At 48.3% G+C, this 18,191-nt stretch carries 22 protein-coding genes; 10 read left to right on the top strand and 12 right to left on the bottom strand.

The features are described from left to right. The first annotated feature begins 45 nt into the window (after nucleotides 1-45). The gene (locus BO53_RS0100830; RefSeq protein ID WP_031544440.1) at nucleotides 46-798 is read left to right on the top strand and encodes a YqjF family protein; all 753 of its coding nucleotides are present in this window, start codon (nucleotides 46-48) and stop codon (nucleotides 796-798) included. Here BO53_RS0100830 and BO53_RS0100825 read toward each other — a convergent pair. Beyond that, the gene (locus tag BO53_RS0100825) at nucleotides 789-1,145 is read right to left on the bottom strand and encodes a SpoIIAA family protein (protein WP_031544438.1); all 357 of its coding nucleotides are present in this window, start codon (nucleotides 1,143-1,145) and stop codon (nucleotides 789-791) included. The genes BO53_RS0100830 and BO53_RS0100825 overlap by 10 nt on opposite strands. 153 nt (nucleotides 1,146-1,298) lie before the next feature. Between BO53_RS0100825 and BO53_RS0100820 the strand changes: the two genes are divergently transcribed. Further along, entirely contained in the window at nucleotides 1,299-2,831 is a 1,533-nt protein-coding gene (locus BO53_RS0100820; protein WP_245608164.1) for a BCCT family transporter, read from the top strand. Nucleotides 2,832-2,854: 23 nt separating this feature from the next. On the opposite strand, the gene BO53_RS0100815 is transcribed toward BO53_RS0100820, so the two are convergent. Beyond that, complete coding sequence (locus tag BO53_RS0100815) at nucleotides 2,855-3,481, bottom strand: GNAT family N-acetyltransferase (RefSeq protein ID WP_031544432.1); 627 nt, start codon at nucleotides 3,479-3,481, stop codon at nucleotides 2,855-2,857. Nucleotides 3,482-3,571: 90 nt separating this feature from the next. On the opposite strand from BO53_RS0100815, the gene BO53_RS0100810 reads away from it, so the two are divergent. Further along, nucleotides 3,572-3,778 carry a hypothetical protein gene (locus BO53_RS0100810; protein ID WP_031544430.1) on the top strand — a complete coding sequence of 69 codons (207 nt, stop codon included), beginning with the start codon at nucleotides 3,572-3,574 and terminating at the stop codon, nucleotides 3,776-3,778. A 12-nt stretch (nucleotides 3,779-3,790) separates the two neighbouring features. On the opposite strand, the gene BO53_RS0100805 is transcribed toward BO53_RS0100810, so the two are convergent. Genes BO53_RS0100805 through BO53_RS0100795 form a run of 3 tightly spaced genes read right to left on the bottom strand, consistent with a single transcriptional unit; the run spans nucleotide 3,791 to nucleotide 5,949 of the window. Next, nucleotides 3,791-4,711, bottom strand: a complete 921-nt coding sequence (locus BO53_RS0100805) for an alpha/beta hydrolase (RefSeq protein WP_051682956.1) — start codon at nucleotides 4,709-4,711, stop codon at nucleotides 3,791-3,793. Between the two features lie 17 nt (nucleotides 4,712-4,728). Next, nucleotides 4,729-5,223, bottom strand: a complete 495-nt coding sequence (locus tag BO53_RS0100800) for a GNAT family N-acetyltransferase (protein WP_156956069.1) — start codon at nucleotides 5,221-5,223, stop codon at nucleotides 4,729-4,731. A gap of 3 nt (nucleotides 5,224-5,226) precedes the next feature. After that, entirely contained in the window at nucleotides 5,227-5,949 is a 723-nt protein-coding gene (locus BO53_RS0100795; protein WP_031544425.1) for a metallophosphoesterase family protein, read from the bottom strand. A gap of 116 nt (nucleotides 5,950-6,065) precedes the next feature. Between BO53_RS0100795 and BO53_RS0100790 the strand changes: the two genes are divergently transcribed. From BO53_RS0100790 to BO53_RS0100780, 3 genes are all read left to right on the top strand, one after another. After that, complete coding sequence (locus BO53_RS0100790; RefSeq protein WP_031544423.1) at nucleotides 6,066-6,656, top strand: histidine phosphatase family protein; 591 nt, start codon at nucleotides 6,066-6,068, stop codon at nucleotides 6,654-6,656. Between the two features lie 15 nt (nucleotides 6,657-6,671). Further along, nucleotides 6,672-7,724, top strand: a complete 1,053-nt coding sequence (locus tag BO53_RS0100785; protein ID WP_031544421.1) for a C45 family autoproteolytic acyltransferase/hydrolase — start codon at nucleotides 6,672-6,674, stop codon at nucleotides 7,722-7,724. A gap of 88 nt (nucleotides 7,725-7,812) precedes the next feature. Then, nucleotides 7,813-8,274: a DUF421 domain-containing protein gene (locus BO53_RS0100780; RefSeq protein ID WP_051682955.1), complete on the top strand. Its 462-nt coding sequence runs from the start codon at nucleotides 7,813-7,815 to the stop codon at nucleotides 8,272-8,274. Nucleotides 8,275-8,287: 13 nt separating this feature from the next. Here BO53_RS0100780 and BO53_RS0100775 read toward each other — a convergent pair whose 3' ends face one another. Both BO53_RS0100775 and cls read right to left on the bottom strand, forming a co-directional pair. After that, complete coding sequence (locus tag BO53_RS0100775; protein ID WP_031544417.1) at nucleotides 8,288-9,478, bottom strand: DUF418 domain-containing protein; 1,191 nt, start codon at nucleotides 9,476-9,478, stop codon at nucleotides 8,288-8,290. Nucleotides 9,479-9,638: 160 nt separating this feature from the next. Continuing rightward, entirely contained in the window at nucleotides 9,639-11,084 is a 1,446-nt protein-coding gene (gene cls, locus BO53_RS0100770; protein WP_031544415.1) for a cardiolipin synthase, read from the bottom strand. Between the two features lie 187 nt (nucleotides 11,085-11,271). On the opposite strand from cls, the gene BO53_RS0100765 reads away from it, so the two are divergent. Next, entirely contained in the window at nucleotides 11,272-11,628 is a 357-nt protein-coding gene (locus tag BO53_RS0100765; protein WP_031544413.1) for a hypothetical protein, read from the top strand. After that, a complete protein-coding gene (locus BO53_RS0100760; RefSeq protein WP_031544411.1) occupies nucleotides 11,625-12,011 on the top strand; it encodes a hypothetical protein in 387 nt (128 codons plus the stop codon). Before BO53_RS0100765 ends, BO53_RS0100760 begins: the two co-directional genes overlap by 4 nt. Nucleotides 12,012-12,063: 52 nt before the next feature. On the opposite strand, the gene BO53_RS0100755 is transcribed toward BO53_RS0100760, so the two are convergent. Further along, nucleotides 12,064-12,363 carry a hypothetical protein gene (locus BO53_RS0100755; RefSeq protein ID WP_031544409.1) on the bottom strand — a complete coding sequence of 100 codons (300 nt, stop codon included), beginning with the start codon at nucleotides 12,361-12,363 and terminating at the stop codon, nucleotides 12,064-12,066. Between the two features lie 31 nt (nucleotides 12,364-12,394). Continuing rightward, nucleotides 12,395-13,534: an MFS transporter gene (locus BO53_RS0100750; RefSeq protein WP_031544407.1), complete on the bottom strand. Its 1,140-nt coding sequence runs from the start codon at nucleotides 13,532-13,534 to the stop codon at nucleotides 12,395-12,397. Between the two features lie 95 nt (nucleotides 13,535-13,629). On the opposite strand from BO53_RS0100750, the gene BO53_RS0100745 reads away from it, so the two are divergent. Further along, entirely contained in the window at nucleotides 13,630-14,124 is a 495-nt protein-coding gene (locus BO53_RS0100745; protein ID WP_031544405.1) for a hypothetical protein, read from the top strand. 17 nt (nucleotides 14,125-14,141) lie between these two features. Here BO53_RS0100745 and BO53_RS0100740 read toward each other — a convergent pair whose 3' ends face one another. Beyond that, on the bottom strand, nucleotides 14,142-15,092 hold the full coding sequence (locus BO53_RS0100740) for a dipeptidase (RefSeq protein ID WP_031544403.1): 951 nt from the start codon (nucleotides 15,090-15,092) through the stop codon (nucleotides 14,142-14,144). Between the two features lie 187 nt (nucleotides 15,093-15,279). Here BO53_RS0100740 and BO53_RS0100735 point away from each other — a divergent pair, with 187 nt between their 5' ends. Continuing rightward, nucleotides 15,280-16,608 carry a YjiH family protein gene (locus BO53_RS0100735; RefSeq protein ID WP_031544401.1) on the top strand — a complete coding sequence of 443 codons (1,329 nt, stop codon included), beginning with the start codon at nucleotides 15,280-15,282 and terminating at the stop codon, nucleotides 16,606-16,608. 67 nt (nucleotides 16,609-16,675) lie between these two features. On the opposite strand, the gene BO53_RS0100730 is transcribed toward BO53_RS0100735, so the two are convergent. Both BO53_RS0100730 and BO53_RS0100725 read right to left on the bottom strand, forming a co-directional pair. After that, the gene (locus BO53_RS0100730) at nucleotides 16,676-17,542 is read right to left on the bottom strand and encodes a TPM domain-containing protein (protein WP_051682954.1); all 867 of its coding nucleotides are present in this window, start codon (nucleotides 17,540-17,542) and stop codon (nucleotides 16,676-16,678) included. Next, nucleotides 17,542-18,126, bottom strand: a complete 585-nt coding sequence (locus tag BO53_RS0100725) for a LemA family protein (protein WP_031544397.1) — start codon at nucleotides 18,124-18,126, stop codon at nucleotides 17,542-17,544. The genes BO53_RS0100730 and BO53_RS0100725 overlap by 1 nt, the downstream gene beginning before the upstream one ends. Between the last annotated feature and the right edge of the window lie 65 nt (nucleotides 18,127-18,191).

Here is an 18,191-nt window from a genome sequence, read left to right as displayed (position 1 = left end):
AGAAGGATTCAAGGCTATACAAATAGAAAAGGACGGAGGGAAAACATGAAACAGGAATTGCTGAACTTCACCGAACATAGGAACGCACCATTGCCCCATGGTCCCTGGACACTGTATCAGCGATGGGAAAAACTATTATGCATGCACATTCCGGTGGATCCGGATGAACTTTCACCCCATGTGCCCAAGGAGCTTGAACTTGATATATATGACGGCTATGCCTGGCTCTCCGTCTTCCCCTTTCAGGTACGGGATATGCAGTTCAGGGGCCTGCCGAAATTTCCATACTTCGACGATTTCCTTGAACTCAATGTCAGGACATATGTGAGACACAAAAACATACCCGGAATATATTTCTTCAGTCTGGATGCAGAAAAGGCCATTCCTGTGATTGGTGCCCGCATGGGCACACTGCCCTACTATAAAGCGCGTATGAAAGCGGAAGAAAGGAATGGATGGATCCATTACCACAGCCAGCGTCAACACGGAGCACCCGCCTACTTCAAAGGGAAATACAAATCCATTTCAAAGCCCGAAAAACCGATGCTTGCCACACTCGACTACTGGCTCCTGGAGCGCTACTACCTCTTCAACACGGTGGGTGATACCGTCGTCCACGTCGGCATCCACCATCTGCCCTGGAACCCGTCCCGTGCATCTGCGGTGTATGAAATCGGAGGGATCAACTCACTTCTGCCAGGTGATATTGAAGGCGACCCGGTGCTCGCACACTATGTCGAAGCACTCGATGTCATCTTTTGGCCGCTGCAACGTACAGTACCTGACCCCTACTCCTGAAGCCATTCCCAGGCATTATCAATCTGGGCCTTATCGAAATGCCGCACTTCTATACCGGGCATGAGATCGGCAACAGTCGAGCCCCCTTCAATCCAGGCAGGGTTCGCAATCAGTGCAAACTTCCCATATTGTTCCCAATGCTTGACATCAATGACACTGCCCTTCAGGACGGCGCCAATATCTGCACCTTCCATATCTTTAATATAGACCAGTGCATTGAGCTTCTTTTCATTTCCATAGTGCTCTTTGATGAAGGCTTCTGATTTCTCAGCGTCCTCCTCAGTCACTTTACCATCCACTTCGACATATACTACATTTGGATATTCACTTTCCTCAAGTTTCATCATGATACTCACTCCTTGATCTGTTTTTACAATCCGCTACCCTTTTTAAGCGAATGGAAACATCTGCAGGGGCTCTCCAGGCGCTGTAATAGTTTTAGTTTCCAGCAGCGGCGGGTAACATATATTTAAAATGCGAAAAATGACAGGAGGGATTCTGTGGCTGGAATCGTCAGGCTGCTCAAAGATAATGCTGTACTCTCTATTTCAGCAATCATAGTACTGGCTGTAGTGATCTGGGGCGTCTTCATGCCGGACAGTATGATTGCCACTACCGGCAACATCATGGATTTCATTACGGCAGAATTGGGATGGTTCTATGTCCTGTCCACCGCCCTGTTCATCATCTTCTGCCTTTATCTCGGGGTCGGCCCTTTCCGCAATATGAAACTTGGGAAACGGGATGAGGAAGCCGAGTATACTTATTTTCAGTGGATCGGCATGCTTTTCGCTGCCGGCATGGGTGTAGGGCTCGTATTCTGGGGGACTGCAGAACCCCTTTCCCACTTTGCAAACCCGCCTGCCGGTCTTGAACCCGAATCCCAGGCAGCAGCGGAACAGAGCCTGGTGCTCAGCGTATTCCATTGGGGGATACATCCATGGGCAATATACTCCATCGTTGCGCTCAGTCTTGCCTTCGCCAAATTCAGAAAGGATCTTCCCGGCCTCATCAGTTCAACTTTCTATCCACTGATTGGATCCTACATCTCAAAGTGGCCTGGTAAAACTATCGATATCATCGCCGTACTTGCTACGACTGTAGGCATCGCCACCTCATTTGGGCTGAGTGCAATGCAATTCGGCGTAGGTCTTGAACACGTATTCGGTCTTCCCAACAACAATGTCAGCCAGCTTATCATCATCGGGGGAGTCACCGTAATCTTTCTCCTATCGGTGGTTACAGGCATCAGCAAAGGCATGAAATACCTGAGTGTAACAAACCTTGCCATCGCTGCGGTTCTACTATCCATTGTACTCATCCTGGGCCCCACCACCTATCTGATTGAACATGTTTCAAAAACCATTGGGGGATACGGCAGCGGTCTTTTTGGAATGACATTCAACACCACCCCCTATAGTGAAGATAATACCTGGATGAGCAATTGGACCCTTTTCTATTGGGCATGGCTCATTTCATGGAGCCCGTTCGTTGGCACATTCATCGCCCGTGTTTCAAAGGGGCGTACATTGGGTGAATTCATGTTTGGGGTGCTCATCATCCCCACGCTTGGTACACTGGTATGGTTCGTGGTTTTCGGCGGCTCCGGGTTGTTCATGGAGCTCGACGGCCAGACTTCAATGTCGGATACAGTCACGCAGACGCCTGAAGTGGGACTGTTCCTGCTGCTTGACCAGTTCCCTGGTGCAATCCTCCTCAATATCATGGCCCTTGTACTGATTGCGATATTCTTCATCACATCTGCAAATTCAGCGACCTATGTACTGGGAGTGTTCACATCTGAAGGCAACCTCAACCCTTCAAATAAAGTGCTGATTACATGGGGTATCCTACTCTCATCCATTGCTTCTGTACTGCTTCTGAGCGGCGGCCTGGATGGACTCCAATCGATTGCAACAATCACAGCCCTGCCGTTTGGCGTCATAATGATCTTCATGATGATCGCCCTCTACAGGAATCTGCGCACCGAAGGACGGAGCAACCAGAAAATCAAAGATGAGGAGCACTGGTAGTCTCCTACCGGCTCCTCATCTTTTCATTTCCTGTAATAGGATATATATTCTCCATCAAACGCATTGCCTACATAATCATCTCCATTTTCAAGCATCCAGTCGGTATCCGTATAGTGGACCCATGTCGCCTCGCCGGACCGTACATACGGCTGCGAAAGGTTCAGATGCATTACATGGCGCTTTTTTCCGTTATATTTGTATGTAGTCTTTCTTATCTTGAAACCGAGTCTGAATTTATCCTTGAGGCTCGGCACGTTCTCCGGCATTACTGTCGTCAGGACATCCTGGAATCTGCCATCCGCCCGGACCATTTCAATCAGCTGCCTGCCCATCCTTGTCTGGAGGCCTTCGCCTCTGTGCGAAGGGGCAATGAAGCTGATTTCGGAGTATATTACACTTTTCTTGTCTTTAATGCCTACATCGTCCGCCAGATGCTCCTCCTCATCAGGTGTCGGGATATACATGGAGCGGGAAGCCACGAGTTCCCCATCATCAACGGCCCCGATTATGAAGCCCTGTGCAATAATCTCCTTGAATTCCCGCTCTGTCAGTGTCTGCAGCACTTCCTTGTCTTCCAGGCTTTCATATACTTTGTTCTGAAGAAAGAGCAATTCCGGCAGATCTCCGAGATGCAGCGTCTTAAAATCCATCAAATCATCCTTTTTATTTATAATATGCTCAATATGTCACGTTTGAGTCCAGGGTACTGCGGATATATACATAATGAGGAGTTGGTGCATATGGCAATCTTGGTAAAGGTTAAGGACAGCACGAACGACAGGACGGATTTCAAGTATATCCGGAATGATAAAGTGAATGAATTTGATAAATCAGACTACATTTTTCAGGAAATAACTTCAGAAGATGACAAATTCATACAGTTCATCTACCCCGGGCATACCGAAACATTCACACAATTCAAGATCAACTATACCAGAGGACGCTGAAAGCAGCGTCCTCTAATTTTTGTTCAGCACTTCATCAAGCCAGCTGAACATGAGGCCTGTCCACTGGGAAGCACGTGCGTCCTCCCTGCCGGTCACTTCTGTGGCAAGACTCAGGCCATGGCTGCCGCTCTTGAATGTATGGAGCTCCCACGGTACCTGAAATTTCTCGAGCGCCTTCGCAAAATCCAGTGTATTCTGTACAAAGACGAGTCTGTCTTCAACGGTGTGCCAGAGGAAGGTGGGCGGTGTATCTTTTGACACATGGGCCTTGAGGTCAGCACGTTCGAGGGTTTCATCCTCGATAGTGTGGCCGAATACCATTCTGGAAGCCGTTGACATATACCTTGGATCCCCGATCCCCCGTTCCTCGGCTATATCCCTATTCAGCATATAGTCCAGAATCGGATAGGCCAGCACCTGGAAATTCGGCCTGTACCACCTTGGCTCCTGTCCTGTGAGTGCACTGAGCCATGCCGAATTCCAATGTACGCCAAGGCTCGCCGCCAGATGGCCGCCCGCAGAGAATCCGACTGTGCCGATCTGATCCGGATTCACATTAAACTCATGGCAGTTTTCCCGGATGAAGGTGATCGTCTGTGCCAGTTCCACCAGCGGTCCCGGAAACTCGGATCCGAGGACCTCGTCCTCTCCGACCATGGAAGCGATCTGATAAAGTTCGTCCCTGTTCGCCTGCCTGTTCTCCCTCCTCATCGCCGTACCGATGGTCGAGTACCTGAGTATGAACACATGGTATCCTTTCGCCAGAAACTCATACCCGACAGGTTCTGCTTCCCTTTCGGATACATACATGTAGCTTCCACCCGGACAGATGACGACCGCAGGCCTGCCCTCCTTCTCATGTACTGCGCTTTCCCCAAGCATCATCGTCACTTCGGCATGTTTATCACCAATATAAAAACTTTGCAGATTCATATGTCTCCCCCACCATTTCAGTTGATCAGTCTATATAAATATATTTCATTCCTGTATTCTCCATCTATGAACAGTGCGTCGATCCGTTCGCCTTCCTTTTTGAATCCGAGCGCAGTATACAGCTCGATCTCTTCTTCAAAATCATCGCGGATGGAAAGCTCAAGGCGGTGGATCCGGTTTCCTTCCGCCCAGTGGATGGCCGCATTCAACAGATTCCTTCCTATGCTGTTCTGCTGTTCCGTCTGCAGAACACCAAGGGATACATTGGCCCGGTGCACCGTCATTTCATTATGATTCCCCGAAAGGCTGATATAGCCCATCATCCTCTGCTGATCGATGGCGACAAAAATCTGCCGTTTTGCATTCTGCAATACAGACGACAGGAGTGACTCCGTATTAGAGATATTGAGTGGCTGCTCCTCATACAGATCATCTTTGCTGTTTGCCTCCAGTGTCAGCAGTAGATTGAGGAATTGTTCAATATCCCGCATTTCTATCGGACGTATTTCCATGATCTAACCTCTTTCCTTAAGCAGCACATTCAATATGAAATCAAGCGCTGGTGGATTTTCTTTCCTGAGTCCATCAATGAAGGCACCGCGGTCGTAATGGATGTTCCTGTGCATGATATGGATGGCCCCATCATCTTCGATTTCCATGATGGCATAGGGTGCGTACGGTTTCGATGTGACGCCCAATGGTCCCGGATTCAGGAAGATTTGATGGTCCATTTCAAATTGATATCTCATATGGTCGTGGCCAAAAAGGATAAGGTCGTGCGTCCCCTCCTGATAGATGTGCGTGAGACTTTCTACAGACGGGTCCGGATCGATCGGGATGTAGCCGGCATCCGCATCCAGGTGGTAATGGGTGAGGAGGATGCTGCGGCCTTCCACTTTCATCTCCAAAGTGAGGGGCAGCTCCTCAAGAAACTGATGATAATCTGAATCCAGATGCTCCGCCACCCATAAATGATGGTCATGCTCAGGGCCAGTGACTTCAGAAGGCACATTCCGCAACGCCTTCACCACCTCTTCATCATGGTTGCCCCGGATGACGGAAAGGTTATCCATCCTTTCAAGCAGCTCCAGCACTTCATTGGTCTGGTGCCCCAGGGAAACGATATCCCCCAGGCAGTAGACCGCATCAATATCGAACTTTTCCATATCCTCGATCACGCTGGATAACGCATGGTGGTTGCCATGGATATCGGAAATGACCGCTATCTTTCTGTTCAATGTCCACACCCTCCATCACTTTTCACTCTTATGCTCCATTTTAACAAAAGTTTCTTGGTTCACCTATCATTTCATTCTCATGTTATCATATATGTAAAATACTAATGAGGTGTAATATGACCAGAATTTGCCTAGTCAGACACGGCCTGACAGAATACAATCATTTGAGGAAGCTCCAGGGTTCTTCAGACATCCCTCTGAACGCTGAAGGGGAATACCAGGCGGAATGTGCCGCCGAAAAATTGAAGGATGAACCCTTCGATGCAATCGTTTCAAGTCCGCTTGGGCGCGCCTACCGGACAGCGGAAATCATCAACCGGCACCATCAGCTGCCGATCCATACGATGGATGAGCTGAAAGAGCAGCACTTCGGGACGCTTGAAGGCAGCCACATTGATGACATCATAGAAAAGTATCCGAATGGCGAACTGCCCGGAGCTGAAACGTTCGAAGCACTATCCGCCCGCGTGGAGAAAGCTTTAAGACATATCCATGGACAGTATGAAGGACAATATGTGCTGCTGACCGCACACTCCAGGACAATCAAATCCATATTGTCGTTGTACAGCGATGAAATCGATATGCTCCGGACAAAGCTCGACAACTGCAGCCTGAGTCATATTCAATTCATCGATTCCAAATGGCATGTACATGAGTACAATGTTCCAACATACACAGAAACCGTCCAGGAAAAGCATAATAAATAGAGGAGCATCAATCATATGCAGAAGATAAACGCTTTGGTCCAGCCATTCAGAGGGCGCCATTTCGACTATGGCATCCAGCAGGGCAGATGGCTGAAGGAGACCCACTACATGCAGAACAGAAACTACGAGTGGATAAAGCGCCGACCGAAATTCGACCTCGACTACAACGAAACAAAGCAGCTCTACATCCACTTTGCCCCCCATATCTGGGAGGAAATCATGGGGCTTCAGGAGGCGCTTGAAATCACCGACCATGAGGTGCTGCTCAATCTTGCCCACTACAGGGTTTCTCCGCGTGATAATGGATGCAGTGTCTATATGGATGATGAATTATTCATCAGAAATTATGATTACCATCCAAATACTTACGATGGAATGTACAAACTGTTTCAGCCGGATCACGGATACGCGCATATTGGGCCTGCATCCAGGGTAACGGGTAGAATGGACGGCATGAACGAACATGGCCTTGTCATGGCCTATAATTTCATGAACAGGAAGCAGCCGTTCGATGGTTTTACATGCTTCATCATCGGCCGCTTCATCCTTGAACTGTGCCGCACTGCAGATGAGGCGAAGGCATTACTTCAGGCGCTTCCCCACCGTGGCGGCTTCAGCTATATCATCCAGGACAGGAATAATGACTCCTTCATTGCAGAAACTTCCGCCCGTGGCATGGAATTCCGCGAAGCCCACATATGTACGAACCATTACGAGAAGCTTGCACACGAAAACAGGAGATACCTTGTCGACTCAAAGGAGCGTCTTGATATCCTTCACGATATACACTCCGCTTCCAGGGAAGAACTGCTCGCCCTCTTCACTGATCCGGCCCATGGCCTTTTCGTGGACAACTACAGAAGCTGGGCTGGCACCATCCATACATCCATATATGACAGGAAGAACCTGAAAGCCGGCATACGCCTCGGTGGAGAGGGACAGATGCATGAATTTGATTTCGCAGACTGGCTTGACGGCAATGACAGTACACAGGATCAGATTTTCGGAAAGATCGATACGGATCTCAGCTTCACCAGTGCCGACTGGCAGTTGAAATCCAGAACATAAACCCAGGGAGGCGGATATTATCCTCGAATTCGATAAAGTCATATTCAGTAACTTTGATGTCATTATACGGACTGTGCTGGTCGGAGTCATGGCCTACCTTTCTCTTGTGGTCCTCCTCCGGGTGAGCGGCAAGCGGACCCTGACCAAGATGAACGCCTTTGATTTTATCGTAACGATCGCACTCGGATCCATCCTTGCCAGCATCATCACGAGCAAGGACATCACCCTCGCCCAGGGCATCACTGCTTTTCTTGTGCTCGTCATCATGCAGTACATCTTCACCAAAATTTCTGTAAAAAGCCGGGCATTCAGCAATCTCATCAAATCACAGCCCGCCCTGCTCTACTATAATGGGGAATTCCTGGCACATAACATGAAGAAGGAACGGGTGCTGGAAATTGAAATCAGGCAGGCGGCCCGCTCAAGCGGCAAGGATGACATGTCCGAAGTCATGGCAGTCGTCCTTGAGACCGACGGCAGCATTTCCGTCATCAGCAATCAATCCGATGAGCCGAGCTTGGACAGACTGTTCAAAGAGGTAAAAAAATAAGACCTGTGAGGTCTTATTTTTTAATCGGCAATATTCTGCCATATGTCAATATGCGCCAGATCCACTCCAGTGGACCATAGCTGAAGGCCTTCATCCACATATGACTGAGAACAATCTGAAGCATGAATGTTGTGAGTACAATCAGAGGGAACCACACTGCCCCGATCGTATTGAACAAATCGAATCCAAAGAACACGATGATCATAACAATACTCTGCAGAATGTAGTTCGTCAGTGCCATCTGCCCTACCGGCTGAAGCAGTCTGGTGAGCCCTTTGAACCGCATCAGTATGAGCAGCAGCACCGCTATATAGCCAAGTGACATCAACGGCCCACCCAGAGTATAGGCAAGCATGGTTGCGATCGACCATGCGGGATCATCCATGCCGTATGTCATTCCGTATCCGGTGACGAGCTTTATCGGCAGACCGATTCCAATTCCGAAAATCACCACTTTCCACAGCAGTCCACGAATCGAATCCAGCCTATCGAAATAGCCCTTCTGGCCAACGTACAGGCCAATCAGGAAGACTGCCAGTACAAGCGGCACCATCACTATGTTATTCGTCATCATCAGCCCTAATATCGACATATTCAATGAAATGATGTCTCCGTAGGAGCCGGAAGCTGCCGCCATCATATCCACGCCATAACTGGAAGCGGAAACCGCACCCATGTCCACATCCCGTATCGAAAACATCAGGAGTGTAAGCAGCAGTACAAATACGGTGCCGAGCAGAAGAATCACTCCCGAGATGGCAAGGTTGAACTTCGGAGGCAGCCGGTAGAAGAAAAGCAGCAGCAGTCCTGTAATTGCATAGACGGTAAGGATATCACCATACCAGAGGAATACCGCGTGGATGATGCCGATGACGAGCAGTATGAGCATTCTTCGAATGAAAAGCAGGTAGGTGGAACCCTGCTTCATTTCGGCTCTGGAGAGGAAGATATAGAAACCAAGTCCAAAAAGGAAAGAAAACATCGTGTAGAAATTGGAAGTTACAAGCGTATTGATTAAAAAGATGACGATTGAATTGGTGCCTGAATAGATGGCACTCGTGTTCATCGTCAACTGATCCTCCATATGGGGACCGGCAAAACTCATGATATTCATCATCAGAATGCCAAAAAGTGCAAATCCGCGTACCGCATCAATTTCAAGGACTCTGGATGATGACTGTACGGGAACGTGGGATTGTTGCATGGCCGACCTCCTAAAGTAAAGTTTTCTCAATTATATCGTATCACATCCAAAAGATGGAATAAGAATCAATCCTTTTGAAAAACCGATAACCAATATAACCAAGAATCCCTGCACATAAAAGTGTCCCGGATCATGGTCTGGGACACCTGACAATAATTCTTTAGAGCAATGGAGAAAGCAGCCGGAAGACGGATTCCTTCGCTTTTTGATAGAAGGAGCGGTCATTGTACGTCTCTTCGGTAAGCTGTGTTGAAGAAGCCATATCCTTGTGGAAGATTTCCTTCATCTCTTGTGCAAATCTTCTGTGATAGATGAAAGTATTCAATTCAAAATTCAGCTCGGCACTCCTCATGTCGACATTCGAAGTACCGACTGAAGAGACTTTATCATCGACCACCATCGATTTGGCATGGAGAAAGCCATGTTCGTATATATAGATCTTTGCTCCTGCCCTCATCATCTCAGCCACGAAGGAGAATGTCACCGGGTAGACAAACGGATGGTCCGGCTTGTTGGGTATCATAATCCGGACGTCCACATCGCTCAAAGCTGCAACACGAAGGGAAGCAAGAAAACCCGGTGTTGGGATGAAATAGGGACTCTGTATATAGATATAATCTTCAGCTTCCTGGATGATTTTGATGAAACCATGCAAAATTTCCCCACCACGTGCGTCAGGTCCACTGGAAACAATCTGCAGCGGCACGTCTCCATCTGAAGCGGGATCAGGGAAATAGCTGTCATCAAAATTAATGCCATTATCCCGATTGGCCTTGGTCCAGTCCAAGATGAAACGTTCCTGGAGCAGATGAACGGAGATTCCTTCCATGCGAAGGTGTGTGTCCCTCCAGTAGCCGAGCGCCTCGTTTTGTCCAAGATATTCATCTCCAACGTTAAAACCGCCCATATAGCCAACCCGGCCATCGATGACGGCCAGCTTGCGGTGGTTTCTGAAATTCAGTCTTAATTTCAGCAGAGATGACACGATGGGAAAGGAAGACTTTGCCTCTCCCCCCTGTCTATGAAGTTCAGAAAAGAACTTTCTTCCGATTTTTCGTGAACCGAAGCCATCGTACAGGAAGAGTACTTTTACACCTTCCTTGGCTTTTTGTATAAGCAAGTCGCGCAATTGGCTGCCGAGCCTATCTTCCCGCACTATGTAGTACTGCAGATGAATATGCTGTTTGGCTGCCTGTATATCATCAAAAAGAGCTTCGAATTTCTCCTGGCCATCCGTGTACACACTCACCTTGTTCTCCTGCGAAAGTGCGGAGTCATCATTTTTGAGCAGCATACCGACCAAAGATCGAAGCTGTCCAGGAAGCGAGTCGGGCAGGAACAGACGATTATCGGCAAATGATTCTTTTTGGCATTCCAGCATCCCGCCTATTGATGGGAGCGTATTGTTGGACCACTCCTTTTTTCCGGCCGACCTGCCAAGGAGCAGATAAAGGAAGAAGCCGAGCACCGGAAGGAAGAATAGAACCATCAGCCATGCCCATAAGGACGTCGCATCCTTTTTTCCAAAAATGACCATAAAGGCTGCCAAAATAATATTTATTATCAGAGCGATATTGCTCACTGTATTCCACCATTGCCAATCCATCCAGAACATACTGCCACCTACTCCCTGAGCTTTTTCTGCTATATCAGTAGTGTACTGTTTCCTTTTTTAATTCTTCTTAAAACCCCGATACCCATGAAATATACTGAATAGAATTCGATATTCCGGTTATAACTACCAAACAGTACATGCTTGGAAATTCCATTCATAAATAGTAAGGGGGAGTATTATGTCAACCACTCACTGGTTGAGTCTTTTATTTGTCGTCGGCTTCATAGCTGTACATTTCACTTCGAAATATGTAAAACTCTCGACCTCTTCTCCGAGGAGTCTCTGGTTCTCGACGTTTGGGGGCGCTGCACTTGCCTATGTATTCCTCATTCTCTTGCCTGAATTGAACAAGTATCTCGAGAGGGTCAAAACGGCAGTGGAAAGCTGGACAATATACCTGGACAACTATACGTATCTGCTCGCCCTTTTTGGGCTGCTCTTGTACTACGGGATGGATATGCTGGCAAAGAGCAAGGATGAGGTAGAAGATGACAGCCCCCCTCCCGTTCGTTTCCGGTACTGCTCGTCCATATGACTGCTTTCTTTCTGTACAATGTCACAATTGGCTACCTGCTGGTACGGGAAGAATTTTCAAGTTATATGGGCATGGTGACCTATTTCATCGCTTTATCGGCCCACTTCATTGCTACGGATTTTACACTTAAGGAAATTCATGAGAAAGACTATGAAAAGTATGGCAGATGGGTTCTGAGTGCAGCCATACTGATTGGATGGCTGATAGGCATCACATTAAAGGTGCATGAAGTGGCAGTAAGCATTGCCGTCTCCCTTCTTGCCGGGGGCATCATCTTCAATGTGTTCAAAGATGAATTGAAGGAAGGCACTTTCAAAAATTACTTCGCCTTCCTCGGAGGTGCATTCATTATTGCAGCACTGGTTACACTGTTCAGATCCTGAATCTGCTCAGCGGCTGTCACAATGTGGACTTTCAGGCACTAAAAAAAGGAACTCAAAACCATTGAGTTCCTTTTCCTATCCAGTCCATATCAATTGTCTCCACCGGCGTGCCTGTGACGTATGAATAGAGGTAATATATGAGCAGCGCCACAAGGGGCAGAAATACGAATATGAATAGAAAAACTTTCAGGAATTTCGTAAAGACGCGATAAAGCAGTCCGAGGACAATCAAGGTGATGGCAGTGACTGCTACAGATTGGAAGCTGTAGCCGATGTCTGCCAGATCCAGATAGTTGAGTCCATATATGACGAAAAATGATAGCGCAATAATTAGTATCAATCTGATGAACATTTATCCTCACACCCTTTTTACTGGCTTATTATTATGTCTGCTCCGGTTCTTTGACGAATACCGCACATACAAGTCCCAATGCAATGATGAATACACTGAGCCATGGTGCATATCCGATGTCGAACTGGCTGATGTAGATGCCGCCGATGACGGCGCCGATGCCGATGCCGAGGTTGAGTCCCGACATGTTCCAGCTGAAGACGACAGCGGCAGAACCCTGCACATTCTCGACCAGTCCGCTTTGGACGGCCGGACTTGTGCTCCACTGGAAGAGGCTCCATAGGAAGAGGTTGATATAGAATAAAACTGGTATACCATATATCAGCGGCATAATCGCCATCGATATGATGAACAGCGACAGCATGATCATCAGGGTGCGGCGTGTACCGATCCGATCGACCAGATTGCCGCCGAGGATCGTCCCGAACATTCCGCCTACACCGGCAATCAGCAGTGCAATGGAGACGTTTTCTAGGCTGTAGCCATTGGTGGTCATCAGCGGTGAAATGTAGCCGAGGACAATATAGTTGCCGATCAGTACAGACATCGTCACCCCTATGTAGAGTACGATGTTCCTTCTGTCCAGTATCTTGTCCGGAACAGGATCTCCCAGATCCTCGCCCCTTTTATTCGGGGCCAGGGCAATGATGCCTAATCCTACTATAACTGCAATGGCAATAACAAGCCAGAAAATGACCCGCCAGCCGAACTGCTGTCCGATGATTGTTCCGATTGGAATGCCGAAGACATTTGCTGCACTGAAGCCCATATAAACCAGTGCAATCATACGTCCGCGTATGGCCGGTTCCGAAAGCAGCACAGTCATATCCATAATCTTGACGATGAACACTGCTGCTGCAAGTGCTGTGATGACCCGACCCAATGCCAGCATTATGAATGTACTGGACAATCCGAAGATTATATTCCCGAGAATGAAGACAATCAGGGAAACAAGGATGACGGGTTTGGGCCTTAATTTTTCAGTTGCTTTGACGAGTATGGGACCAAAAACCGCAAAGCTCACTGCATATACTGTAATCAGCTGTCCTGTCAGGGCATTCGAAATGCCGAGATCCGAACTCATCAGCTCCAATATACCCGAAATGATGAGTTCCATCATGCCAAGAAGAAAGACGCCCACAGTAAATGTTATTAATAGTTTTCTATTCATTATAATCACCTATTCAGAAAGTCAACTTGGCTATTATACAACATAACACGATCCAATCAAACCAATACATGTTAAAATATATGTGAGGTGGTATTATGAAAAAATTGCTTCCACTGTTGCTATTTCTGCTTCTCACAGGATGTACACAGGCCGATCAGGAGGCGCTGGATGAACTATACGATGCTTTTGAAAGGAATCACGATGAGCTTGAAAGTGAGTTTTCAGATATGCTCAGTGAGGTGGAGGACGGCGGTGACCGTGAAGCCCAACTCAAGGTAATATATGATGAGATGCTGCCGAGGATCGAAGATTTTAGGCGGACCATCCATAATTATACGGTCACCGGAACAGAACACGAGCAGCTTAAGGAAGAGATGCTCACCTATATCGATTCCCTTGAAACACTGGTCGAGCTTAATGGTGAGTTCAACCGTACCGTCATCAGCTATAATCCGCTTGGGGGCACTGAGTTCAAAGAAGAGGTCGATGACCTCCTTGCTGAAATAGAATCCCAGGAGAACCTGGTGGAGGAGCGCTATAACCAGATTCAGGAAAAGTATGAATCGCTTAATTCAGGTGAAGGATCTTAAAAAGACTAGTCATAGGACTAGTCTTTTTCCATGAATTTTTCCTTGAAGTTCAGATGAGTGATTCTTTCAGTGAATGCCTCTCCGTATCTCTGGACAAGCGCCTCTACAAGACTCTGATATTCGCCTGCATCTTCAAGTCCCCCTACATATGAGCCGATGCCATCAAAATCCGATCCAAGTCCGATGGCACTTTCTCCACCAAGCTCTATGATGCGGTCTATATGAGGAAAAAGATCTTCTATGCCGGGATTCCCTTCCTTGATGAATGGCGGATTGAATACGATGTTCACCATGCCGCCTTTGTTGATCAGCGCCCTGATCTGCTCATCGTAGAGATTTCTCCTATGGTCGAATACCTCCCTTGCATTGGAATGTGTCGCGATGACCCGGTCCGCATTTCTGATTACATCATCCACACCTTCGGGATTAAGGTGGCTCACATCCACCAGGACATCATGGTTGTTGCAGCATTCTACAAGCTCGAGACCGAATTTGGACAGTCCGGCGCCCCTCTGTTCTCCAACCCCATCAGCAGCAAGGTTGGCGTCATTCCATGTGAGGCCGACAGACAACACACCCAGTCTGAATAAGGTCCTCAGTTTCATCAGGTCGTTTCCTACAGCATCCGCACCTTCAAGCGCAAGTACCGCTCCGATCTCCCCTTCTTCCAAACGGTCGATCTCATCGAAGTTCCTGATATGCACAAAGCCCTCCTCGGCCAACACTTCATTATAGAAGCAATCCACCTGTTCGAGTGCATGCTGCCATTTCTCATTATCCGGCAGCATCGGTGGGATGAAGATGGCAAAGAACTGGACCTTGACGCCACCCTTCCTCAGCTTCTCCGCACTCGTATCGAGATTTTCCCCATCCTTGAAATCAAGGCTACGTTCCTTGGTACGGTAGCCCTCTCTGTAGTCGGATTGAAGTTTCAGCAGTGCATCACAATGTGTATCGATGATTTCCATTCCATCTCCTCCTTTTCTGCGAGTATAACAATAATCATGGATGTCTTGAATCAATAAGAAAAGAATTAGATTGCATAACTATTACTAGTTGTATAAAATAAATTCAGTATGTGAAAACGTTTTCTTTTTCTTTGAGATTTACAAGTTCAAATTGCTATGTATAATTATTTAATAAGGAGGCTTTATTATGCATAAACGTGCAACTTTATTTAAATTCATTATTCCTTCTCTGATTGGGGTATTCATGTTCCTCTTCCCCCTGAATATCGATGGGGAGACGACGATACCCGTCGCCTATCTTGCAAATGCACTCAATGAACTGATTGGCTATGACAATGTTGTTCTCATCGTCGTCATACTGATAAATCTTTCTGCATTGCTGACCATCCTGTTCAGTTGGATGGTCAATCCGGGTTACGAATTCCTCAGGAACCTGTTCCGGATGAATGCTATCTGGGTTATCCTGCGTATACTGGGTGCAGTATTCTCGCTGATGGCATATTTCGTCTTCGGCCCAGAGTTCATAAATTCTGAAGTCACCGGCGGGCTGATGCTCTATGACCTGCTGCCGACACTGTTTGCCATATTCCTGTTTGCCGGAATCCTGCTGCCGCTCCTGCTCAATTATGGTCTGCTCGAATTCGTCGGCACCATGTTCGCCAAGGTTATGCGCCCACTATTCACCCTGCCGGGCCGTTCCACAGTCGATAACCTGGCCTCATGGGTTGGAGATGGCACAGTAGGCGTCCTGCTGACGAGCAATCAGTATGAGAAGGGCTACTACTCCAAAAGGGAAGCTGCGGTCATTGCGACGACTTTCTCTGTCGTATCGATCACCTTCTCCATCGTCATACTCGATCTGATCGGTCTGATGGACCGTTTCTTCCTGTTCTACATGACCATCATCATTGCAGGTGTCATCGCTGCACTGATCATGCCGAGGATTCCGCCACTCTCCCGCATCAAGGATGACTACTATGTAGAAGGAAGATCCATAGACGAAACGGTTCCTTCCGGATACAATCCCCTCTCGTGGGGCTATAAGAAGGCGCTTGACAGGGCGGACGAAGCTGAAGGATTCGGTGGTTTCCTGAAGGATGGAGTGAAAACAGTCGGAGACATGTGGTTTGCGGTACTGCCCATTGTCATGGCAATCGGTACTCTCGGTACGATATTCGCCGAGTATACCCCAGTATTCACATGGATTGGCGCGCCTTTCGTTCCGATTCTGGAACTGATGAATGTACCGGAAGCCCAGGCTGCATCAGAGTCGCTATTCATCGGCTTCACCGATATGTTCCTTCCAGCCATACTGATCGAGGGTGTCTCTTCAGATATGACCCGCTTCATCATCGGTACACTGAGCATCACGCAGCTCATCTACCTTTCCGAAGTCGGTGGGGTCATACTCGGCTCCAAAATACCGGTCGGAATCGGAAAGCTGTTCATCATCTTCCTGCTCCGTACCGCGATTACACTGCCGGTCATCGTAGTGATTGCCCATATATTCTTCTAAGGATGCAAAAAAGCTTCCGGATTCAAATCAATTTGAATCCGGAAGCTTTTACTGTTTATATGAAACTCTAGAAGCCGCGTCCGGCACCGCCGCCGCCGCCGGAGCCGCCACCGAAACCACCGAAGCCACCGCCACCAAATCCTCCGCCGCGTCCACCGCCGCCGGATGGTGGGAAGAATACTACGGGTCCCCGTCTGCGTCCACGACGGCCGCCGCCTCTTGGGGGATTGCCTCCGCCTCCCATGAGCTTGAACAGCAGGTAGATGACGACCATCGCGAAGATGAGCCTGAAGATGGACTCGCCAGCACCGAGAGTCTGGCCGCCTGTTGCCCCCATAGCGGTATCTGCCTCAGGCGTATCGCGGGTAAACTCCCCTTCTTCGTATCCGTACGCCTCAAGCGATTCCTGATAAAGTGCCTGATAGAGGTTCGAGAGCCCCTGCTCATAATTCGCAGCGGCTGCTTCAGAACCTTCTTCCGCTTCAGACGCCGCCACGAAATGCTCCATGGCCACGTCATCGATGATCCTGCCGATCTTCGCATCGTTCAGATATCCTTCAATGCCATAGCCGACCTGGACCTCGACGCCCCGGTTGTTGTATTCATTGCCGTTATCCAGGTTGAGGAGGATCACAATGCCATTGTCCTCCTCCTGTTTGCCGACGCCGTATTCACGCAGCGCCTTGAGTGCATAATCCTGTCTATGCTCCTGCCCGGTTGAAGGCATGGTGAGCAGCAGCATTTCAACGCCTGTGCCCTCTTCCAGATGCGTCCCCATCTGATTGAGTTCCTCAATCGTCGCTTCGCTCAGCACTTCAGCATTATCCTGGACGAAATAGTGGGAAGTGTCGAGAGACGGAAGCGCCACCCGTGCCTCAGCAGGAAGACTGGAGAATACAAACATGATCAGCATAAGCATGACCAGGCGCTTCATCATTCTCCATCCTGATCGGTGTTGAATTCAACTTCAGGGACGTCCCTGCTCGTTTCATCCGCTTCGAAATATGGCTTCTCGGAGAAGCCGAACAGTCCGGCCACCATATTGCCCGGGAAGGTCCTGGTGTTCCTATTGTATTCCTGCACGGCTGTATTGTAGTCCTGGCGGGCGACCGCAATGCGGTTTTCGGCCCCTGCAAGCTCATCGCGCAGCCCTGTAAACTGCTCGCTCGCCTGGAGATCCGGATAGTTTTCCGATATGGCCAGAAGCCTTGACAGTGCCGATGTCACTTCGTTGTTCGCCTCGGCCATTTCTTCCACATTCTCTGCACCGGATAGACGGCTTCTCGCATCGGCAATGTCCGTGAAGATCTCCTCTTCATGGGAAGCATATCCCTGAACTGTGCTGACAAGGTTCGGAATGAGGTCTCCCCTTCTCTGCAGCTGTGTTTCAATCTGGGATTCCTTCTGGTTCACTTCCTCCTCGAGGTTGACGAACTGGTTGTATTTCGGTGCGAATATGATTGCCAGAATGATGAAGAATCCGACAATGACGCCCAATGGAATAAGTAGTTTTTTCATTTTTCTTCTCCTGTTCTGCACTTTGTTATACCTTTATCTTACCATTAATCCTATCATTTCAAACC

The organism is Salinicoccus luteus DSM 17002, assembly GCF_000712035.1.
GTDB lineage: Bacteria > Bacillota > Bacilli > Staphylococcales > Salinicoccaceae > Salinicoccus > Salinicoccus luteus.
Note: the sequence above shows the minus strand (reverse complement) of the source record. Positions and strands in the feature narration are given on the sequence as shown.